The following is a 17,887-nucleotide window of genomic DNA, read 5'->3' on the forward strand; positions in this document are numbered from 1 at the left end:
CCGTAGACGTCGCCCAGCGTCTCCTCGGTGAGGATGCTGTCCACCGCACCAACGCGAAACTGTCCGCGCACCACGAGCGCGATCCGCTCCACGTAGTTGGCCACTTCGTTGAGCGCGTGGCTCACCATGAGCACGGTGAGCCCGTCGCGCTCGTGCAGGTCGCGCACCAGGCCGAGGATCTGCGTGGTCGAGACGAGGTCCATCCCGCTGGTCGGCTCGTCCAGCACGAGGACATTCGGGTCGCCGACCAGCGCGCGCGCGATGAGCGTGCGCTGCTTCTGCCCGCCGGAGAGCGCCGTCAGTCGCCGCTCGGCCAGGTCGGTGATCCCCACCTGTTCGAGCGCGCGATAGGCGAGTGCATGGTCCGAGGCTCCCGGCCGTCGCCCCAACCCGATGCGGTCGTACCGCCCCATCAGGACGACATCGAGGACGCGCAGCGGGAAGTGGGCGCTCACCTGGTCGCGCTGCGGCACGTAGCCGAAGCGGAGACCGGTCGCCCGACGGATTGTCCCCGCCAACGGGGCCAGCGTCCCGAGCAGCGCTCGCAGCACCGTCGTCTTCCCCGCGCCATTCGGCCCCACCAGTCCCAGGAAATCGCCTTCGGTAAGCGTGAAATCGAGCCCGGAGAGCACGGCCTTGCCGCCGTAGCCTAACGAAACGCCCTCGAAGGTGACGAGGGCGCTCATCGCACGGCCGCCGCGAGCTGCTGGATGTTGTGGCGCATCACGGCCACGTAGTCGTCCAGCCCCTTCACCCCGCCCACTGACGGCGGCAGGATGAGCACCGTCCCTCCGACCTTGCTCGCCACGAAGTCCGCGGTCTTCCGGTCGTAGAAGGGTTCCATGATGATCACGCGTGCGCCGCGCTGCTTCATCGTCTGGATGAGCCCCGCCAGGTGCGACGGCGACGGCGGGACGCCCGGCTTGGGCTCCATGAAGCCGACGATGTCCACCCCCGTATACTCGGCGAAGTAGCGCCAGCTCGTATGCCAGGCGACGATGGGCTTGCCCTTGAGCGAGGCGAGGTCTCCCGCCCAGTCCCGCTCGGCGGCGTTCAGTTTGTCATCGAAGGCCTTCTCATTCGACTGGAAGGTCGCCGCATCCTTGGGAGCGAGCGCACTGAACGTCCCGCGGAACAACGCCGCGATCTTGCGGCCGTTCTCGGGGTCGAGCCAGTAGTGCGGATTCCCCTGCGGATGCACGTCCCCTTGCGAGCGGTCCACCGTGCCGCGCGCCTGGTCGAGCACCGGGATCGCCCGCGAGACGTCGAGGTATCCGCTCCCCCCCAGGCGGATCCTCGGGTTCCGCGCGCCGTCCAGCAGCAACGACATCCACCCGATCTCGAGGTCGAGCCCCACGAAGGCCCACACGTCGGCTTTCTGCAGTTGGAGGACAAACGATGGCTTGGCCTCGATGAAGTGCGGATCCTGATAGCCCTCGCCGATGTGCGTGGCGACGATGCGGTCGCCGCCGACCGCCCGGGCAATGTCGTAGAGGTCCGTCGTGCTCGTGACGACGCGCAGCTGCGCCGCGGCCGGGCGTGTGCCGGCGAGTGAGACAACAGCGGCCAGCAACACGGCAGCTCGGCGCCCGATGGCACCGCGCGGGATCGACGGACGTGGAGAATGAGTCACCCGGGAAGGGATGCGGCTTTGTGGGCCGAGGCAATGTGGCCTGCAGGATGATCCGGTCGTACGCCGCGGCACTCGTGCGCGGCGGGATCACTCGTTCATACCCCGCCACGAGCTTCGAGAACTCGCTTGGGAAGAACTCGAGATACGCCGATGCGGCCCGCGTCGTCCCGCCGTCGTAGTCGGGATCCTGCAGCACGTCCGTGCGCGCCCCCACGTAGCCGCGACGCCCCGTCTGCCAGCGCGCGTAGGCGTAGAAGCCGGAATAGTCACGCGTGGGGCCAGCGTAACCCACGTCGCTGGCCGGCACACCGTTCACCTGGCGCAGCACTTCGGTCTGCAGGATGAACGACCGGTACAGCCCCTGCTGAAGCGGACGCCAGCGAACGGTCAGGTCCGCGCCGTACACGGTCTGTCGCACATCGACTGCGTTGGTCCCGTCAGCGAGCGGATTGTTCAATGGCTGTTCGCGCTCGCCCGAGATGACCGATCCCGACAATTCCACGTTTGCGCTCTGCGACAGATCCCAGTAGTTGCGGAGCCGAGCCGAGTATCCGAGCCCTGTCAGCTTCTTGTTCGCCGGCTCGTCGGCGACGAGATCGGGGTTCACTTCGCCGAAGCGATCGACCGCCGTCACGATCAGCTCCTGATAGAAGCCGAACGGCGAGACGACCTTGCTGGCGTAGATGCCGGTTCCCTTGAGTCCCTCGGGCCCAAGAAAGCGCTGCAGGACGTACGGGTACTCGATCGTGTGCAGGTCGTGCCGGTGCGTGGTGTTCTCCTTCCCGACCGGCATGAGCAGGCGTCCCAAGCGTAGCTCGAGCCCCCACGGGAGCGCGCTCGCCGTGAGATACGCCTGTTCGATCGATACCCCCTCGTTGTCCGAAATCCCGAGGAAGACATCGCCGCGGAAGTACGGGTCGACGGCGGCCTGAATCGCGACTTCGACCTCGCGAATGCCGAAAGGCGAGCGATCCTCCTCGGTGCTTCCCTTGGGCGAGAGATCGCCGATGAGGTCGCCCACCGCGCTGAGGTCGGGGAGCAGGCGGGGATTACTCGCACCCGCCTGCCCGGCAGGGGAGGTGCCAGCTGGTTTCCCCTTGTCCTTTCCCCTCCAGTTCGCGGACAATCGCCAGCGAGTCGGCCACGCGAATGCTGTCCGCCCGCAGCGAGTCCGCCTTCGCGCGCCGCGCCGTGGAATCGCGGTGCTGGGCACCGGGCAGCAGTGGCGACGGCAGAAAGAGGATCGCCAGTCCAACGGATCGCGATGCGGTGCAGCGGCGCAGGAAGAACGACTTGTGCACGTGGGCGCGCTCCGCTGGGAATATTTCGTCGCCCTGAAAGCCCCCGCCGGAATGGCGGCGCTGGTAGGCAAGCTAGGCGAGGTTTCGACGCACTCCATGACAATTCCTGCGAAACCGCACGGCGGCATCGGGGAATTGTCCAAGGCGACGTCGGGCACTAGGCTTTGGGCATGCGTTCGCGCCGCGTCGTCCTCCGCTTGCTGGCCGCCCTTGTGGCGGTCCTGCAGGGCTTTGCCCCTGGGGTGGCGTCCATCATCGACGCCCGTCCGGCCGCCCTCGCCCTGTCGGAGAATGCGGTCACGCACTTCGAGGAGCCGGGCTCGCCGCACGCGATTGCCCACGAGGAGCACTGCGTACTCTGCAGCGCGGCGACACAGCTTCCCGCCGAGCCGCTGCGCGCTCGCCCTCGGCGACATCGGCGTTGCGTCGTGGCCCTCCCGTGCCGACTGGATCGGGCACGCCAGCTTCGACTGGAACGGCACCCTCAGGTCGCGCGCCCCGCCAGCCTGAGTGAACCGCGCCGCGCCTGCCGGTGCGCGCGGAGATCGCACATTCCCGGACGCTTCGCCCGACAGGCGCAATCGCGCCGCATCCGGGCCTCACGCCATGTTGCGAGTTCACTCATGCCTATTTCCACCGCCGTTTGCGGCGCCAGGATTCCGACGCTCGTCGCGATCATCGCGGGGACGCTCTTGACGGTCGCGGCTGCGCCACGCCGCGTCGACGCCCTCTCGCCTGCGCCACACCGCTTCACCTCGTTCGCCGCGTCAGCCGCTGCTGCGCCCGGCATCGTCGGCACGGTCAAGGATTCCACGGGCCGTCCCCTCGCCAACGCACAGGTCGTGGTGAGCGTGGTCAATCGCGCCCTCCAGACCGACGCCAACGGCGCCTTCGCCGTGCGTGGCCTCGCGCCGGGCGTCTATCACGTCGACGTCTCGCTCATCGGCTTCGCCCCGCAACATGCGGTGGTGACCGTCCCCGAATCCGGAGCCGACGTCGTGCTCAACCTCGTGCTGCGCGCCTCACCGTTGCGCCTGACCGGCGTCCTGGTGAGCGCCGCCCCCACCGGGACCGATGCGCTCGGGGTCACGCAGGCCGCCGTCGAACTGTCGGGGAAGGGGCTCGCCCTCAACCTCGGCAGCTCCGTCGCCCAGACGCTCGCCAACGAGCCGGGGATGGCGATGCGCTACAACGGGCCGATGGCCAACGTCCCGGTCATCCGTGGCCTCACCGGCGACCGCATCCTCGTCCTCCAGGACGGCGAACGCACGGGCGACCTCTCGTCCGCATCGGCCGATCACGCGCTCTCGATCGATCCGTTCAGCGCCGATCGCATCGAGGTCATTCGCGGCCCCGCGTCGCTCCTGTACGGCAACAACGCCTTGGGTGGCGTAGTCAACGTCATTTCCAACGACATCCCCACCGACGTGCCGACGCGCCCTACCTTCTTCCTTGGCGGTCAGGGGGAATCGGTGACGCCGGGCGGTGTGATCGGCGGCGGCGGAACCATTCCGCTCGGGTCGAAGGTCGCGCTCACCGCGCGTGGCACCTGGCTGAGCACGGACGACCTCCGCGTGGGCGGACGCGGGACGCTCGCCAACACCGATGCCTCGACCAACGGTGGTTCGATCGGTGTGGGCTACTCGGGCGATCGGGTGCAGGTCGGCGCGGCGTTCCGCGCCACCTCGTTCGAGTTCGGGGTCCCGTTTCCCACGGACGGCGAGGCGATCCGCCTCGACGGGCTCCGCACGCAGGGGGCGATGCGCGCCACGGTCAACACCGGCGCTGGGCTCATCCCCACGGTGCGCGTGGACGGTACCGTGCAGCGCTACGAGCATGACGAGATCGAACCCGACGGTGCCGTGGGGACCAGCTTCCTCCTCAACACGCAGACCGTCAACGTGATGGCCCGCACGCAGGGGAAGCGCCTGACGGGGACGATCGGCCTGCAGGGCTACTTCCGTGACTACAAGCCGACGGGCGAGGAGGCCTTCACCCCCGGGGCGACCAATCGCAACGTGGGGCTCCTCCTCTTCCAGGAACTCCCGCTGCGCCGCGCGGTGCGCACCGATGCCCGCGTGCCCAAGTTGCAGCTGGGGGCGCGCTACGACTGGTTCACGCTGCAGACCAAGGCCGATGCCGGTCGGTTCGGCCCCGCCGAGTCGCGCGACTTCAACAGCGCGTCGGCATCGTTAGGCCTGAGCCTCCCGGTCGGGCAGGCCGCCAACTTCAGCGTCAACGCGCAACGCGCCTTCCGCGCCCCGACGGTCGAGGAGGTCTTCGCCGATGGCTATCACGTGGCCGTCGGCACGTACGACGTCGGCAACCGCGACCTCACCGCCGAGGTGAGCACGGGGATCGAGGGGATCCTGCGCACGCAGTCGACCAAGGGCTTCGCGCAGGTGAGCGCGTACGTCAACGCCATCGGCGACTACGTGGCCCCGCGCGCCGTGGGGACGGTCGACGTGGAAGGCGAGGACGGGCCGGTGGAGGTGCCGCTCGTCAACTTCGTGCAGCAGGACGCCCGGATCTTCGGCCTCGAGGCGCAGGGTGAGGCCGAGGTGGCCCGGCACTGGGTCCTGGGGACGAGCGCCGACTGGGTGCGCGGGCGCTTCACCGACGACTCCAACCTCCCCTACATCCCGGCCGGACGTCTCGCCGCCACGCTGCGCTGGGACAACGGGCGCTTCTCGTTAGGTGGCGGGGTGCGCCAGGTCTTCAGGCAGCAGAAGGTCTCGGGCGACGCCCTCGACGTGGCGACCGACTCGTACACGCTCGCCAACCTCTCGATCGGCTTCACCATCCTCGGCGGAGCCACGGTGCAGAACATCGTCCTCCGCGCCGACAACCTGTTCGACACCATGTACTACGACGCGACCAGCCGCATCAAGAGCTTCGCCCCCAACCCCGGTCGCAATCTCGCCCTCGTGTACAAGATTCTCTTCTAGAAGACGGGAAGACGGGAAGACGGGAAGACGAGAAGACGAGAAAGAGCAACTACAGAAGCTCGACGCGGAGGTTCACGGAGGTATCACAGAGGTACACGGAGGCGTTCACGCCGACGCCGTCTTCCTCCGTGAAACCCCCGGGTAACCTCCGTGAACCCCCGTGTCATGCTTTTGATCGTGGCCTCACTCGTCCTCTCGTCTTCCCGTCTTCCCGTCTTCCCGTCTTCCCGTCTTCCGTCTTCTCAAACCGCATACGACCTGAGCCGGTTCAGCATCTTCGTGTCCATCACTTCCGGCTCGTCCCCCTTGGGCGTCTCGATCACCTTCGCCACGCCGCGCAGCCGCTCGTCGGTCATGATGCGGCGGAATGCCCCCTCGCCGATCGCCCCTTCGCCGATCAGCTCGTGACGGTCCTTGCGGGAGCCGAAGGGGGCCTTGGAGTCGTTGAGGTGCATCATCCCTAACCGCGCAAAGCCTATCGTGTCGCCAAAGCGCGCCCAGACGTCGTCGTAGGCGTTGACGAGGTCGTAGCCGGCGGCGAACACGTGCGCGGTGTCGACGCAGACCCCCACGCGATGGCGCACCGCGGGATCGATCGACTCGAGCAGGAACGCCATCTCCTCGAAGTTCGCGCCGATCGCCGTCCCGCTCCCCGCGGTCGTCTCCATGAGCAGCGTCGTCCGCCCCGGCACCACCGCCAGCGCGATGCTGATCGCCTCGGCGTTGCGGGCGATCCCGCTGGCGCGGTCGTCCATGAAGTTGCCCGGATGCGAGACGAGGTACGTCAGCTGCAACAGCTCGCAGCGCCGCAGCTCCGAGATGAACGAGATGAGCGACCGGTGCCAGAGCACCGGATCGGGGGAGCCGAGGTTGATGAGGTACGAGTCGTGGGCGTTGGAGACCACGACCTCGGTCGCGGCCAGCGTCTCCAGGAAGGTGGTGCGATCGTCCGGCGTCACGCCGGGCTCCTTCCACTGGTTGGCCTGCTTGGTGAAGATCTGCATCGCCGTCGCCCCGATCGCCTTGGCGCGCGGGACGCACGACGTCAGGCCACCGGCCGTGGAGACGTGCGCGCCTAACGGGCCGGTGTTGGAGGCGGGAGACGGGAGACGGGAGACGGGAGGTTGCCTGGGCATGCGGGGCGGGTGAAACACGGAGAGGGGAAGGGAAGGTTAGGCCGCCATCAACCACCAAGGAAGCCGCAAGTGAAACGCGCGCGGCAACGCCGCGCGCACTCCCGTCTCCCGTCTCCCCTCCGCCCTACCGGCTCCCCGCTCGCAGCGCCAACCAGGCCAGCGGATCGGTCGCGCGCCCCTTGGGGCGAATCTCCAGGTGCAGGTGCGCGTCCATGTCGGGGTCTGCACGCCCCACGGCGCCGATCACCTGTCCCTTGCCGATCTTGTCTCCCTTGCGCACGTCGGCGCGCGACAGCGAGCCATACACCGAGTAGTCGCCGCCGCCGTGCTGCACGATCACCGTGAGCCCGTACGTGCCGATGGGATCGGCGACCATCACCTCGCCCGACGCGATCGACTTCACCGCGGCCCCTTGGGTGGCGCGGATCCCGATCCCGTTCCACCGGATCGCCGTGTTGTTCGGGTTGATCACGCGGCCGAACCGATAGATGATGTCCCCGTCCACCGGCCAATCGAGCTTCCCGAAGTCAGCCGTCTTGAGCGTGCTCGTGGTCGGTGCCGGCGCGTTGGGCCGCGACTCGTTGCGCTTGCGCGTCTCCTCGAGCGAGGCGAGCAGCTGCGACAGCCGCTGCTCGTCGCGCTGGATGCGCGCCAGCCGGTCCTGGATCTGTTGCTGCGATTCCTTCACCTGCGCGAGGTTGCGCGTGCGCACCCCCTCGAGCGATCGCAGGCGTTGCTCCTCGAGCAGCTTCTCCTCGCGATTGCGTTGCAGCTCCTCCTGCAGCTTCAGCAGGAGGGCGCGCTGCCCCTCGATTTCGCGATAGAGCACCTCCACGCGATGCACGACCGAGCGGTCGTGCAGTGCCAGTTCGTGCAGGTACTTGTAGCGTCCGACCAGTTCGCCGAAGGTCCGGGCGGAGAGCAGCGCCTCGGTGGTGTACATCGGGCCGCGCTTGTAGATGTCGACCACGCGACGCTTGAGCGTCCCGCGGCGCGACTGCACCTCGCCCTCGGCCCGCTGAAGCGAGACCGTCGTCGAGTCGACGTCGGCATTGATGGTGATCAGCTGCGCGTCGAGCGAGCGCACCAGGCGCGCCGTCGTCTCGGCCTGCCGGTGGAGGTTCTGCGCCTCGTCGGCGAGGTCGTGTGCGCGCCCCTGCAACTCCTGCAGCCGCGATTGCAGCTCCGAGCGCTCGCGCCGAATCGACTCCAGCTCCTCGCGCTGCTGCCGGAGCCGCTGCTCGGCGTTCTGCGCACGACCGACCGAGGGGACGAGCGCGAGCATCGCCAGCGCCAGCGCCGCCACTACGGGCGAGCGTCCCCACGTGGGCCGGCGCGACGCGCCGTCGCGGCGCTCGGGCGTCACAGCACCCGGCGGATCTGGCGCCCGACCGAGACGGCGCTCCCCACCACGCCGATGACCGCCCCGCCTAACAAGCCGAGCATGGCGAGGCGCAGGTCGAAGAACTCGGTGCGGATGAAGTAGCGGGAGATGAGCGTCGCCGCGAGCCAGGTCAGCAGCAGCGCCATCGCCCCGCCCAGGACCCCCTTCACGAACCCCTCGATGAGGAACGGGCGCTGGATGAAGCCGTCGGTCGCCCCCACCAGGCGCATGATCGAGATCTCCCGGCTGCGCGCCATCACCGCCATGCGGATCGTCGCCCCGATCACGATGATCGAGACCGCGGCGAACGCCAGGCCCAGGATGATCCCCGCCGCCGTGGCGACGTTCCGGATGCTGTACAGCTTCTGCACCCACTCCTCGCCGAAGCGCACGTCCTCCACCATCGCTAGCTGCTTCACGCGCTCAGCGATCTGCTTGACCGTGGCGGGATCGCGATAGCCGTCGCGCAGTCGGATGTCGATCGAGGCCGGAAGGAACCCCGCCTCGAAGACGTCCTTGAACTCCCCCAGCTCCTTGCGGGCACGTTCCAGCGCCTGCTCCGGGCTCACGTACTCCACCCGGGCGACTTCCTTGTAGGCCCCCACGTCGCCCATCGCCAGCGCGATCGACTCCGGGGAGGTCGAGTCGGCGATGAAGGCGCGGATCTCCACGCGCGATTCGACCGAGCGCAGCGTGTTCCGGATGTTGAGCGCCACGAGCGAGAAGAGCCCGAACGCGAACAGCGAGAACGCGATCGTCGTGATGCTCAGGACGCTCAGCACCGGCGCACGCTTGAACCCCAGCAGCGCCTCGCGGACGGCGAGCTTCATCGGGGGCTCCTCACGGCGTCAGCTCCGGCGCGCGCCGCTTTTCGTCGGCGCTGTCGAAGACCACCGCCCCACGGTTGATCTCCAGCACGCGGAGGTCGGCGCGCTTGACCAGTTCGAGGTTGTGCGTCGCCATGACCACCGCCGTGCCGGCGGCGTTGATGTCGCGCAGGAGCTGGAAGACGCCGCGCGTCGCGCGTTCGTCCAGGTTCCCGGTCGGTTCGTCGGCCACGAGGACGAAGGGGTCGTTCGCCAGCGCGCGGGCGATGGCCACGCGCTGCTGCTCGCCCCCGCTCAATTCGCGCGGATAGTTGGTCGACTTGGACGAGAGCCCAACCTGCGTGAGCAGGCGGCTCACCTTGGGGTGGATCTTCTCGTGCGGCGTCCCGATGACGTCGAGCGCGAACGACACGTTTTGCTCGACGGTGCGATCCTCCAGCAGGCGAAAGTCCTGGAAGACGACGCCCAGCTTTCGGCGCAGGAGCGAGATCTCCTTGCGCGTCACCCCCTTCGAGCGCGTCCCGCTCACCCAGACGTCACCCTTGGTCGGGAGTTCGTCGAAGTAGATGAGCTTGAGGATCGTGCTCTTCCCGGCGCCGCTCGGTCCCGTGAGGAAGATGAACTCTCCCTTGTTCACGGCAAACGAGACGTCGTTTAGGGCGACGCCGGTACGCGGATACTCTTTGGTGACGGAGGCGAATCGGATCACGGGGCGGTAAGCTAGCAACCGTGAGACATGACGACCGAGGGGGCCCCTTGGTCAGGTTGTGCGTGACGCCGCACCGGCACGGTCGAGTTCGCCGACAGGAAGGGGTGGCGCGAGGGCCGATACGCCAACCTCGGCGCGCCACGGCCCGCGGGGGGGGCGGGAGGCCCGGGCGACGCCTGGTGCCCCGGCGCCGCGAGAACGTTAGGCGGGGCGCCCCGGGATGCGGGGGCGCTCGCGTTCCGGATGCACGAGGCGCACGATTTCCGAGACGGCGATCCCCGCAATGTCGCGCACGGCGACCCCGCCGCGCGGGAGGCTGGGGTCGAGCGCGATGGTCGCCAGCTCCTGGCGTCGCGGCCCTTCGACCCAGACGAGGTCGCCCTCGTTCATGAGGCGCGACGCGGCGTCGTCGGGGCGCATGCGCACCAGCGGTCCGCGCTCGGCATCGCCCCGTCGGGTCGCCCAGAAGCCCACCACCTGCAGCGGTGGGCTCGACGCGAGGCTCACAGCGCCAGGGAGAGCGACATGTAGCCGTCGTCGCGGCGCATCACGAGACGACGCGCCGAGAGGTGATCGAGCATGCGCGAGGCGGTCTCGGCCGGGGCGCCCAGCTCGACTTCGAGTTCCTGCGCCCGCATGCGTCCGTGCGTGTTGACGAGCTGCCAGGCTTGGCGCGCCCCGTCGTCGAGCGTGCCGACGAGGCGCAGCGTGCCGTCCTCCCCCTCGACGATCACGGCGAGGTTGTAGCGCTCCAGCACCGCCTCGATGGCTTCGAGGTGGCCGTCGTGCACGCCGCGGATGAGGAAGTAGCGCTGCGGCTGGCCGGCGAGCTTCTGATAGTAGTCGAGGAGCTTCCCCACGACTTCGTCGGCGCAGGAGAAGTCGAGCATCTTGACCTGGGCAAAGTCGATGACCGTGACGTTAGGCTCGGGGAGTTCGGCGAGCGCCGCCTCGATGGCCTGACGTACGGCCACGCCCGTGGGGCGCGTGACCAGGTTCGTGTAGAGGTCGCACACCGTCTTGCGAAGGACGGAGCTGACGGAGATGTGGTAGATCACCGCTGGGGTACCCGTTCCGGTATCGTGATCTGGACTTGTGCCCCAGGGAGGGGAGAGAGGTGCTCGCGCATCGGCAGGTCGTCGTCCCAGGGGGGGACGAGCGAGATGCGCGCCGTGCCGCTTCGCACGGAGAGTTTCCCGTCCCACCGCCCCACGTACCGACGGACCCCGGCGAGCCCCTGGCCACGACCCGGATCACGGAATCGACTGACGCCACGAATCACCGCTTCTTCCAGCGCCATCCCGTCGTCCCACCGGTCGCTCAACTTCCGTCCCGGCGCGCTCTCGAGCGAGCGACGGAAGCCGATCCCGGCATCGCAGACGGCGATGACCACCACGCGACGACCCAACCGCTGGCGATAGCGGTACGTCTGCACCGCCACCCACCCCATGGTCTGCGCGTGTTCCACGATGTTCTGGCAAACTTCGGAAAGCGTCATGGCAAAGCGCATCGTCGCCATCGGGTCGAGGTTCAACTCGTTGACGAGGATCTGCTGTGCCTTGGTCTGAATGCGTTCGACGACATCGTGCACGTCGTCGCTCTTGGCCACCGGCGTGATCTCGAGGAGCACGTTGGACTCGGCGGCCTGCGCGCGGGCGCGCGGGACGTGGCCGTGCATCTCGAAGAGCTCTTCGGCGTAGCGATAGAAGCCCGCCCGCTGCCAATAACTGGCTGTCTCCTCGGTCTCGGGGCCGGTGAAGGCCGCCTGCGTCCCGCGCGACTGCGCCAGCGTGAGGAGGGCGGTGAGTCCGTACGGCGAGGCCCACCGCGTGTGACGCGCGTCGATCAACACCTTCTGGTCGACAGCCACCGGTGCCAACTGTTCCAGCACCTGTTCGAAGGTGTGGTCGTCGAGCGAGGGAGGAACGGTGATGACGGTGGTCACGAGGGAATCAGTTCGCCGCGTAGGTGATGCGAGAGTCCGCGGGCCCCGCGGTAGGTCACATTGCGTGCGGCCGCTTTGATCGCGGCGTGTAACGCGTTCGTGAACGTATCACCGGCGAGCAGTCGCGAGAAGAGTGTCGCGCCAAAGACATCGCCGCACCCTGTGGGGTCGCCGCCACTCCCCTTGACATCGGCCCGCTCGGCCGCCACCAACGCCGTCCGAATCGCCCCTAGAACAGATGTTCCGGCCCCGCGACGCGCCAAATCGCCCAGCTGCTCGAATCCTGGGGCGGTGAAGTACACCACGCCCCGCGCGCCGAGCGTCACCACCAACGCCGACACTTGCTGTGCCAGTGCTGTCGCCGCCAGCGCCATCGAGTCCGGCGCCATCATCGCCAGCTCGTCCTCGTTCATCTGGATCACGTCGGCGCAGGCCATCCATTGCGCCGCGTTAGGCAGCGGCTGCAGCGTGCGCAATCCGTCGGGCTGCACCGCCAGCACCAACGAGTGCATGTCGAAGTAGATCGGCCCGCTGAAGTGCTGCCGGATGAGCTGCATCGTCTCCAGCTCGAGCTCGAAGCCGGAGATCAGGTTGATGTACAGCGCATCGAGGTCGCGCAGCAATGGCCGCAGGCCGAGCCACGGCCAGGCCGGCACCCCGCCCGTCAGCACCTCGCTCCGCCGCTCGTCGGAGTGATAGCGCAGCTCCACCCGGTTGTTGGGGTAGGGGACGGCGATCGGTTCGGCGTCCGGGGCCACGCGCCGCAGCGTGCGCAGGAACTCCCGCGCCTGCGCGTGCAGGTCCTCGCCCACACGCGCCAGCGGGACGATCTGCCAATCGTTAGGGAGTGCGGCGTCGAGGGCCGAGAGGGCGTAGGTGATCCCCCCCCACTCCTCCACTGGCGCGCTGCGCGGGTCGCGCCCGTGGATCACGTCCCACACGAAGCTCCCGATCACCCCAAGGCGCTTCATCCCCCCTCCCGCCGCGGCCCCGTGCCCATCGCGTCCGCCGACGCTCGCATCGCGCCCTGCGACGCTCGCGTCGCGTCGCTCGACACTCACACCGCGCCCAGCGCCTGCTGCTTGAAGCTCGCCACGGCGCCGACCACCCCTGCGTTCCCCGGCAGCGACCCCGGGACGATCCGGCAGGCATCCACCGCCGCCTTGAACGCGCGCTTGCGCACCTCGCGCTTGAGCGGGTCGAACAGCGTCGCCCCCGCCTGCGTCACCCCGCCGGCGATCACCACCACGTCCGGGTTGAACACGTTGAGCAGGTTGGCGATCCCTGCCCCGAGGAAGCGCGCCGTCTCGCGCACGACTTCCAGCGCCGTCTCGTCTCCCTTCTTCGCCGCGTCGTAGACGATCGCCGCCGTCAGGCGCTCGAGCTCGCCATCGACCATCGTGTACATCGTCGACTCATGGTCCCCTTCCAGCTGCTCGCGCGCCCGCTCGGCGATCGACGGCCCCGACGCGTACGCCTCGAGGCAGCCGTAGTTGCCGCACTTGCAGCGGCGACCCGTCACGTCGATGGTCGTGTGCCCGATCTCGCCGGCGATGTCGGACGAGCCATGGTACAACCGCCCCTCGAGGATCAACCCGCCCCCGATCCCCGTCCCGATCGTCACGCCGACGACATTGCGCCCCCCCTTGGCCGCTCCCATCCACCACTCGCCTAACGTGGCGCAGTTGGCGTCGTTGTCGAGCTTGACCGCCAGCCCCACCCGCTCGGCGATCACATCGCGCAGCGGGAAGTTCTGCCACCCCAGGTTGGGCGTCGTCAGGATCACCCCGCGCTCGCGATCGAGCGGGCCGGGGGCGCCCACGCCCACGCCGAGGAAGTCCTCCCGCTTCGCGCCAGTCTCGGCCATCGTCTCCTTCACCGCCGTCTCGATCATGCGCACCATGCGATCGACCACGGCGTCGGCCCCCTGGTCGGAACGCGTCGGCTCCGAGCGCATCGCGAAGTCCTTGCTCCCGTCTTCAGCGCACGCGCCGACGACGATGTTGGTCCCGCCGAGGTCGACGCCGATGATGTACTTGGGACGCTTGGGCTTGGGCATGCGAGGGGCGGAAGACGAGTAGAAGGGAAGGCGAGGCGATGCGCTGCCTGAACTACGGGACCACGTGCAGCTTTCGAAGGGCGAAATATGTCCCCAACACGAGGATCATGACAGCGAACCCCTGCTTGATCCGGTGCTGCGGAACGCGGCGCACCATGCGGGTCCCGAGCAGCGCCCCCACCGCCGCCACCCCGGTGAAGCTCCCCACCAGTCCCCAGTTGATCGGGACCTGGCCGATGTAGCCCACGAAGCCCGACAGCGCGTTCATCGTGATGATCAGGAGCGAACTCCCCACTGCCTCGCGTACCGGGAGGCGGGCGAGCAGGACCAGGGCAGGGACGATCACGAAGCCCCCGCCCGCGCCGATGAGCGAGGTGAGCGCCCCCACGCCGAGCGCCTGCAGCGCCAGAGGAGCGGTGAAGTGCGCATCGGCCGCCCGTGGCTCGGTCGCGCCGCTCCCCCCGCTTCGCCCGGTTCGCATCGAATCGCGCAGCATCATCAGCGCCGCGGTCACCGCGAAGACGCCGAAGAGCCCGAGCTGCACCTGTTCGGGGACGTGGCGCGCCAGGCGAGCGGTGACGAAGGCCCCGCTCATCGCGAACAGCCCGAAGGGGATCGCCACGCGCAGGTGCACCGTTCCTTGACGCCAGTGCGACAGGAAGCCGACGCCCGCGCTCATCCCCACCACTGCGAGGCTCATGGCGATGGCCGGCTTGACCGGCACCAGGAAGACGTAGAGGAAGATCGGGAGCGCCAGGATCGATCCCCCGCCGCCGAGCAGGCCAAGCACAAACCCCACCACGAGGGCGAGGACGAGGCCGATGATGGGGTGCGGGACGCCCTCCATCGCTATCCCTCCCCCGAGCGCCGGACGGCGTCCACCGCGTCGAGCACCTCGGCGACGGTGAGGTCGCGCATGCAGCGCCAGTGCGTCAGCGGGCATGCGCGTGGTCCGTGCGCGTCGCACGGGCGGCACGCGAGCATCGGGACCTCGGCCACCTGCCGTGCGTCGGCCAGCGGCCCGAAGCCTAACGACGTGACGGTGGGGCCGAAGAGCGCGACGGTCGGGGTGTTCATCGCCGACGCCAGGTGCAACGGCGCCGAGTCGTTGGTGACCAGGACGTGCGCGCGTCCGATGAGCGCGGCGGAGGCGAGGAGCGACAGCTTCCCCGTCGCGTCGATCGCGCTTCCGAAGGTCTCGGCGACGATCTCCTGGGCCAGGTGCGAGTCGCCGTCGCTCCCCAGAATCACCACGCGCCCGAGCAGGGTGAGCCGCCGCGCCAGCGCGGCGTAGTACGGCCACCGCTTGGTGGCCCATGCCGATCCCGGGGCCATCGCGAGCAGCGGTTCGCCGGCGTGCGCGTTGGCGTCGAGCAGGCGTTGCACCGCCTCCTCGTCATCGGCGCCGGGAAAGAGCGTCGGGCGCAACGTCGCCGCGTCGGCGCGTGCGCCATCGCCGTGCCCCGCCAGCGACCAGAGACGCTCGGCGTGGTGCCGGTCGCCATGATACGGATAGCGGCGCGTGTACAGCCATCGCCCCGTCGACGTCTCGAAGCCGATCCGGTCGGTGTAGCCCGCGGCGACGGCCAGCGCGGCGCTCCGCACGGAGCCCTGGGCCAGGAACGCGGTGTCCGATGCTCCCTCGGCCTTCGCCAGCCGCACGATATCGCGAAAGCCCCGCGCCCCCGCATGTGCGCCGCGCTTGTCGTAGCGGTACACGTGCCGCACGTGCGGGTGATGCGCCAGCAATCCCGCGTTGGCCGGCGTGGCCACGACATCCACCGGGCCGCGGGCCGCCAACTCGCGAATGAGCGGCGTGGTGAGGACCATGTCGCCGAGGAAACTCGTCTGGATGACGAGAGCGCGCATGTCGCGTTATGCGCGGGGAAGACGAGAAGACGGGAAGACGAGAGGACGAGATACCGTCCCTCGGGCGCGGACACTCGGCGCCTGGGACGCAACCACTCGTCCTCCCGTCGTCCCGTCTTCCCGTCTTCCGCCCCTAGTCAACTTGCAGCACCGCCAGGAAGGCCTCCTGCGGAATCTCGACCGCCCCCACCTGCTTCATGCGCTTCTTGCCCTCCTTCTGCTTCTCCAGCAGCTTGCGCTTGCGGGAGATGTCGCCGCCGTAGCACTTCGCGAGCACGTCCTTTCGCAGTGCCTTGACCGTCGTGCGGGCGATGATCTTCGTCCCGATGGCGGCCTGGATGATCACCTCGAACAGCTGGCGCGGAATGAGCTCCTTGAGCTTGTCGGCGATCTTGCGCCCCCAGTCGTACGACTTGTCGACATGGATGATCACCGAGAACGCGTCGAGCACGTCGCCGTTGATCAGCATGTCGAGCTTGACCAGCTTGCCCGGGCGATAGTCGGCCATCTCGTAGTCGAGCGAGGCGTAGCCGCGGGAGATGGTCTTGAGGCGGTCGTAGAAGTCGAGGATGATCTCGGCCAGCGGGAACTCCCAGTCGAACTCCACGCGCGCCGTGTCGATCCACTTCATCCCCATGTACACGCCGCGCCGGTCGGTGCCTAACGTCATGATCGGCCCGATGTACTCCGACGGCGAGACGATGCGCGCCTTGACGTACGGCTCCTCGATGCGCCCGATGACCTGCGGCGACGGGAGCTTGGCCGGGTTCTCGATCAGCTCCATCTCCCCGTCCGTCTTGTACACGTGGTATTCCACGTTGGGGACGGTGGTGACGAGGTCGAGGTTGAACTCGCGCTCCAGCCGCTCCTGCACGATCTCCATGTGCAGCAGCCCCAGAAAGCCGCAGCGGAAGCCGAAGCCCAGCGCGGTCGAGGTCTCGGGCTCGTAGTTCAGCGACGCGTCATTGAGCTGCAGCTTGCTGAGCGCATCGCGCAGCGACTCGTACTGCGTGGTGTCGGTGGGATAGATCCCCGCGAACACCATCGAGTGCACGTCCTTGTAGCCCGGGAGTGCCACCGTGGCGTGGTTGGTGGCGTCGAAGATCGTGTCGCCGGCGCGCGTCTCCTTCACCGAGCGCACGTTGGCCACGACGTACCCCACCTCGCCCGCCGCCAGCGACTCCCCCTTCACCTGCCGCAGCATGAGGGATCCCACCTCGCTCACCTCGTACCGCGCATCGTTTGCGCCAAAGGTGATCTGCATCCCGGGCTTCAGCACGCCGTCCACCACGCGAATGCTGGGGATGGCGCCGCGATACCGGTCGTAGTACGAGTCGAAGATCAGCGCGCGCAGCGGGGCGTCGGGATCGCCCGTGGGCGGCGGCACCTTGGCCACGACCATCTCCAGCAACTCGGGGATGCCCAGCCCTTCCTTCGCGCTCACCAGGAGGATGTCGTCGGGATCGACGCCGATGAGGTCGTGCACCTCCTGCTTGCGTCGCTCCGGCTCGGCCCCCGGCAGGTCGATCTTGTTGAGCACCGGGATGATCTCCAGCCCCGCGTCGAGCGCGAGGAAGAGATTGGACAGCGTCTGCGCCTGGATCCCCTGCGAGGCGTCGACGACGAGGATCGCCCCTTCGCACGCCGCCAGCGACCGCGAGACTTCATACGTGAAGTCGACGTGCCCTGGCGTGTCGATCAGGTTGAGCTCGTACTCCTCACCGTTCTTTGCGGTATAGCTCATCCGCACCGCGTTGAGCTTGATCGTGATCCCCCGCTCACGCTCCAGGTCGAGGGTGTCGAGCACCTGCGACTTCATCTCGCGCTTGTTGAGCGTCCCGGTCGCCTCGATGAGGCGGTCGGCGAGCGTCGACTTGCCGTGGTCGATGTGCGCGACGATGCAGAAGTTGCGGATATGCTGGAGATTCACGATGCAGCACGGGCAGGGGACGACTCTCCGCGGCGGACGAGCCACTCGGAGGACTAACCAGGCACTCACAGGCGAGCCACCAAGTATAACCGGGCGTCCCCCGAGACACCGACGGGGGAGCCTTGGCTGGCTCCCCCGTTGGTCCC

General features: G+C 68.4%; 16 protein-coding genes. 1 reads left to right on the top strand and 15 read right to left on the bottom strand.

What is annotated here, in order from left to right; translation table 11 throughout:
- The 3 genes from IPN47_00005 to IPN47_00015 form a co-directional block, all read right to left on the bottom strand.
- A partial coding sequence (locus tag IPN47_00005) for a metal ABC transporter ATP-binding protein (GenBank protein ID MBK9406439.1) occupies positions 1–686 on the bottom strand: 686 nt, incomplete at its 3' end.
- Positions 683–1,633 (bottom strand): zinc ABC transporter substrate-binding protein, encoded by a 951-nt coding sequence (locus IPN47_00010; protein MBK9406440.1) that lies wholly within the window; start codon positions 1,631–1,633, stop codon positions 683–685. The genes IPN47_00005 and IPN47_00010, both read right to left, overlap by 4 nt.
- Positions 1,634–2,682: 1,049 nt before the next feature.
- Complete coding sequence (locus IPN47_00015; protein MBK9406441.1) at positions 2,683–2,934, bottom strand: hypothetical protein; 252 nt, start codon at positions 2,932–2,934, stop codon at positions 2,683–2,685.
- A 623-nt stretch (positions 2,935–3,557) separates the two neighbouring features.
- On the opposite strand from IPN47_00015, the gene IPN47_00020 reads away from it, so the two are divergent.
- Positions 3,558–5,882, top strand: coding sequence for a TonB-dependent receptor (locus IPN47_00020; protein ID MBK9406442.1), 2,325 nt, complete (start codon positions 3,558–3,560; stop codon positions 5,880–5,882).
- Between the two features lie 242 nt (positions 5,883–6,124).
- Here IPN47_00020 and IPN47_00025 read toward each other — a convergent pair whose 3' ends face one another.
- The 12 genes from IPN47_00025 to lepA form a co-directional block, all read right to left on the bottom strand.
- Positions 6,125–7,018, bottom strand: coding sequence for a deoxyribonuclease IV (locus IPN47_00025; protein MBK9406443.1), 894 nt, complete (start codon positions 7,016–7,018; stop codon positions 6,125–6,127).
- A gap of 124 nt (positions 7,019–7,142) precedes the next feature.
- A complete protein-coding gene (locus IPN47_00030) occupies positions 7,143–8,384 on the bottom strand; it encodes a peptidoglycan DD-metalloendopeptidase family protein (GenBank protein MBK9406444.1) in 1,242 nt (413 codons plus the stop codon).
- Complete coding sequence (locus tag IPN47_00035) at positions 8,381–9,232, bottom strand: ABC transporter permease (protein ID MBK9406445.1); 852 nt, start codon at positions 9,230–9,232, stop codon at positions 8,381–8,383. The genes IPN47_00030 and IPN47_00035 overlap by 4 nt, the downstream gene beginning before the upstream one ends.
- A gap of 10 nt (positions 9,233–9,242) precedes the next feature.
- The gene (gene ftsE / locus IPN47_00040; protein ID MBK9406446.1) at positions 9,243–9,938 is read right to left on the bottom strand and encodes a cell division ATP-binding protein FtsE; all 696 of its coding nucleotides are present in this window, start codon (positions 9,936–9,938) and stop codon (positions 9,243–9,245) included.
- A gap of 201 nt (positions 9,939–10,139) precedes the next feature.
- The gene (locus IPN47_00045) at positions 10,140–10,445 is read right to left on the bottom strand and encodes a hypothetical protein (protein ID MBK9406447.1); all 306 of its coding nucleotides are present in this window, start codon (positions 10,443–10,445) and stop codon (positions 10,140–10,142) included.
- Positions 10,442–10,996: a hypothetical protein gene (locus IPN47_00050; protein ID MBK9406448.1), complete on the bottom strand. Its 555-nt coding sequence runs from the start codon at positions 10,994–10,996 to the stop codon at positions 10,442–10,444. Before IPN47_00050 ends, IPN47_00045 begins: the two co-directional genes overlap by 4 nt.
- Positions 10,993–11,883 carry a hypothetical protein gene (locus IPN47_00055; GenBank protein ID MBK9406449.1) on the bottom strand — a complete coding sequence of 297 codons (891 nt, stop codon included), beginning with the start codon at positions 11,881–11,883 and terminating at the stop codon, positions 10,993–10,995. The genes IPN47_00050 and IPN47_00055 overlap by 4 nt, the downstream gene beginning before the upstream one ends.
- The gene (locus IPN47_00060) at positions 11,880–12,854 is read right to left on the bottom strand and encodes a carbohydrate kinase family protein (protein MBK9406450.1); all 975 of its coding nucleotides are present in this window, start codon (positions 12,852–12,854) and stop codon (positions 11,880–11,882) included. The genes IPN47_00055 and IPN47_00060 overlap by 4 nt, the downstream gene beginning before the upstream one ends.
- 86 nt (positions 12,855–12,940) lie before the next feature.
- Positions 12,941–13,942 (bottom strand): ROK family protein, encoded by a 1,002-nt coding sequence (locus IPN47_00065; GenBank protein ID MBK9406451.1) that lies wholly within the window; start codon positions 13,940–13,942, stop codon positions 12,941–12,943.
- A gap of 52 nt (positions 13,943–13,994) precedes the next feature.
- Positions 13,995–14,789 carry a sulfite exporter TauE/SafE family protein gene (locus IPN47_00070; GenBank protein ID MBK9406452.1) on the bottom strand — a complete coding sequence of 265 codons (795 nt, stop codon included), beginning with the start codon at positions 14,787–14,789 and terminating at the stop codon, positions 13,995–13,997.
- 2 nt (positions 14,790–14,791) lie between these two features.
- A complete protein-coding gene (locus IPN47_00075) occupies positions 14,792–15,811 on the bottom strand; it encodes a glycosyltransferase family 9 protein (GenBank protein MBK9406453.1) in 1,020 nt (339 codons plus the stop codon).
- Positions 15,812–15,944: 133 nt separating this feature from the next.
- Positions 15,945–17,741 carry an elongation factor 4 gene (gene lepA, locus IPN47_00080; GenBank protein ID MBK9406454.1) on the bottom strand — a complete coding sequence of 599 codons (1,797 nt, stop codon included), beginning with the start codon at positions 17,739–17,741 and terminating at the stop codon, positions 15,945–15,947.
- Between the last annotated feature and the right edge of the window lie 146 nt (positions 17,742–17,887).

This window comes from Gemmatimonadota bacterium (assembly GCA_016719105.1).
Lineage (GTDB): Bacteria > Gemmatimonadota > Gemmatimonadetes > Gemmatimonadales > Gemmatimonadaceae > SCN-70-22.

Coding starts and splice junctions, on each gene's coding strand:
- IPN47_00035 (MBK9406445.1), bottom strand. CDS start 9,232: ATGAAGCTCGCCGTCCGCGAGGCGCTGCTGGGGTTCAAGCGTGCGCCG.
- IPN47_00020 (MBK9406442.1), top strand. CDS start 3,558: ATGCCTATTTCCACCGCCGTTTGCGGCGCCAGGATTCCGACGCTCGTC.
- IPN47_00025 (MBK9406443.1), bottom strand. CDS start 7,018: ATGCCCAGGCAACCTCCCGTCTCCCGTCTCCCGTCTCCCGCCTCCAAC.
- IPN47_00060 (MBK9406450.1), bottom strand. CDS start 12,854: ATGAAGCGCCTTGGGGTGATCGGGAGCTTCGTGTGGGACGTGATCCAC.
- IPN47_00075 (MBK9406453.1), bottom strand. CDS start 15,811: ATGCGCGCTCTCGTCATCCAGACGAGTTTCCTCGGCGACATGGTCCTC.
- IPN47_00065 (MBK9406451.1), bottom strand. CDS start 13,942: ATGCCCAAGCCCAAGCGTCCCAAGTACATCATCGGCGTCGACCTCGGC.
- IPN47_00070 (MBK9406452.1), bottom strand. CDS start 14,789: ATGGAGGGCGTCCCGCACCCCATCATCGGCCTCGTCCTCGCCCTCGTG.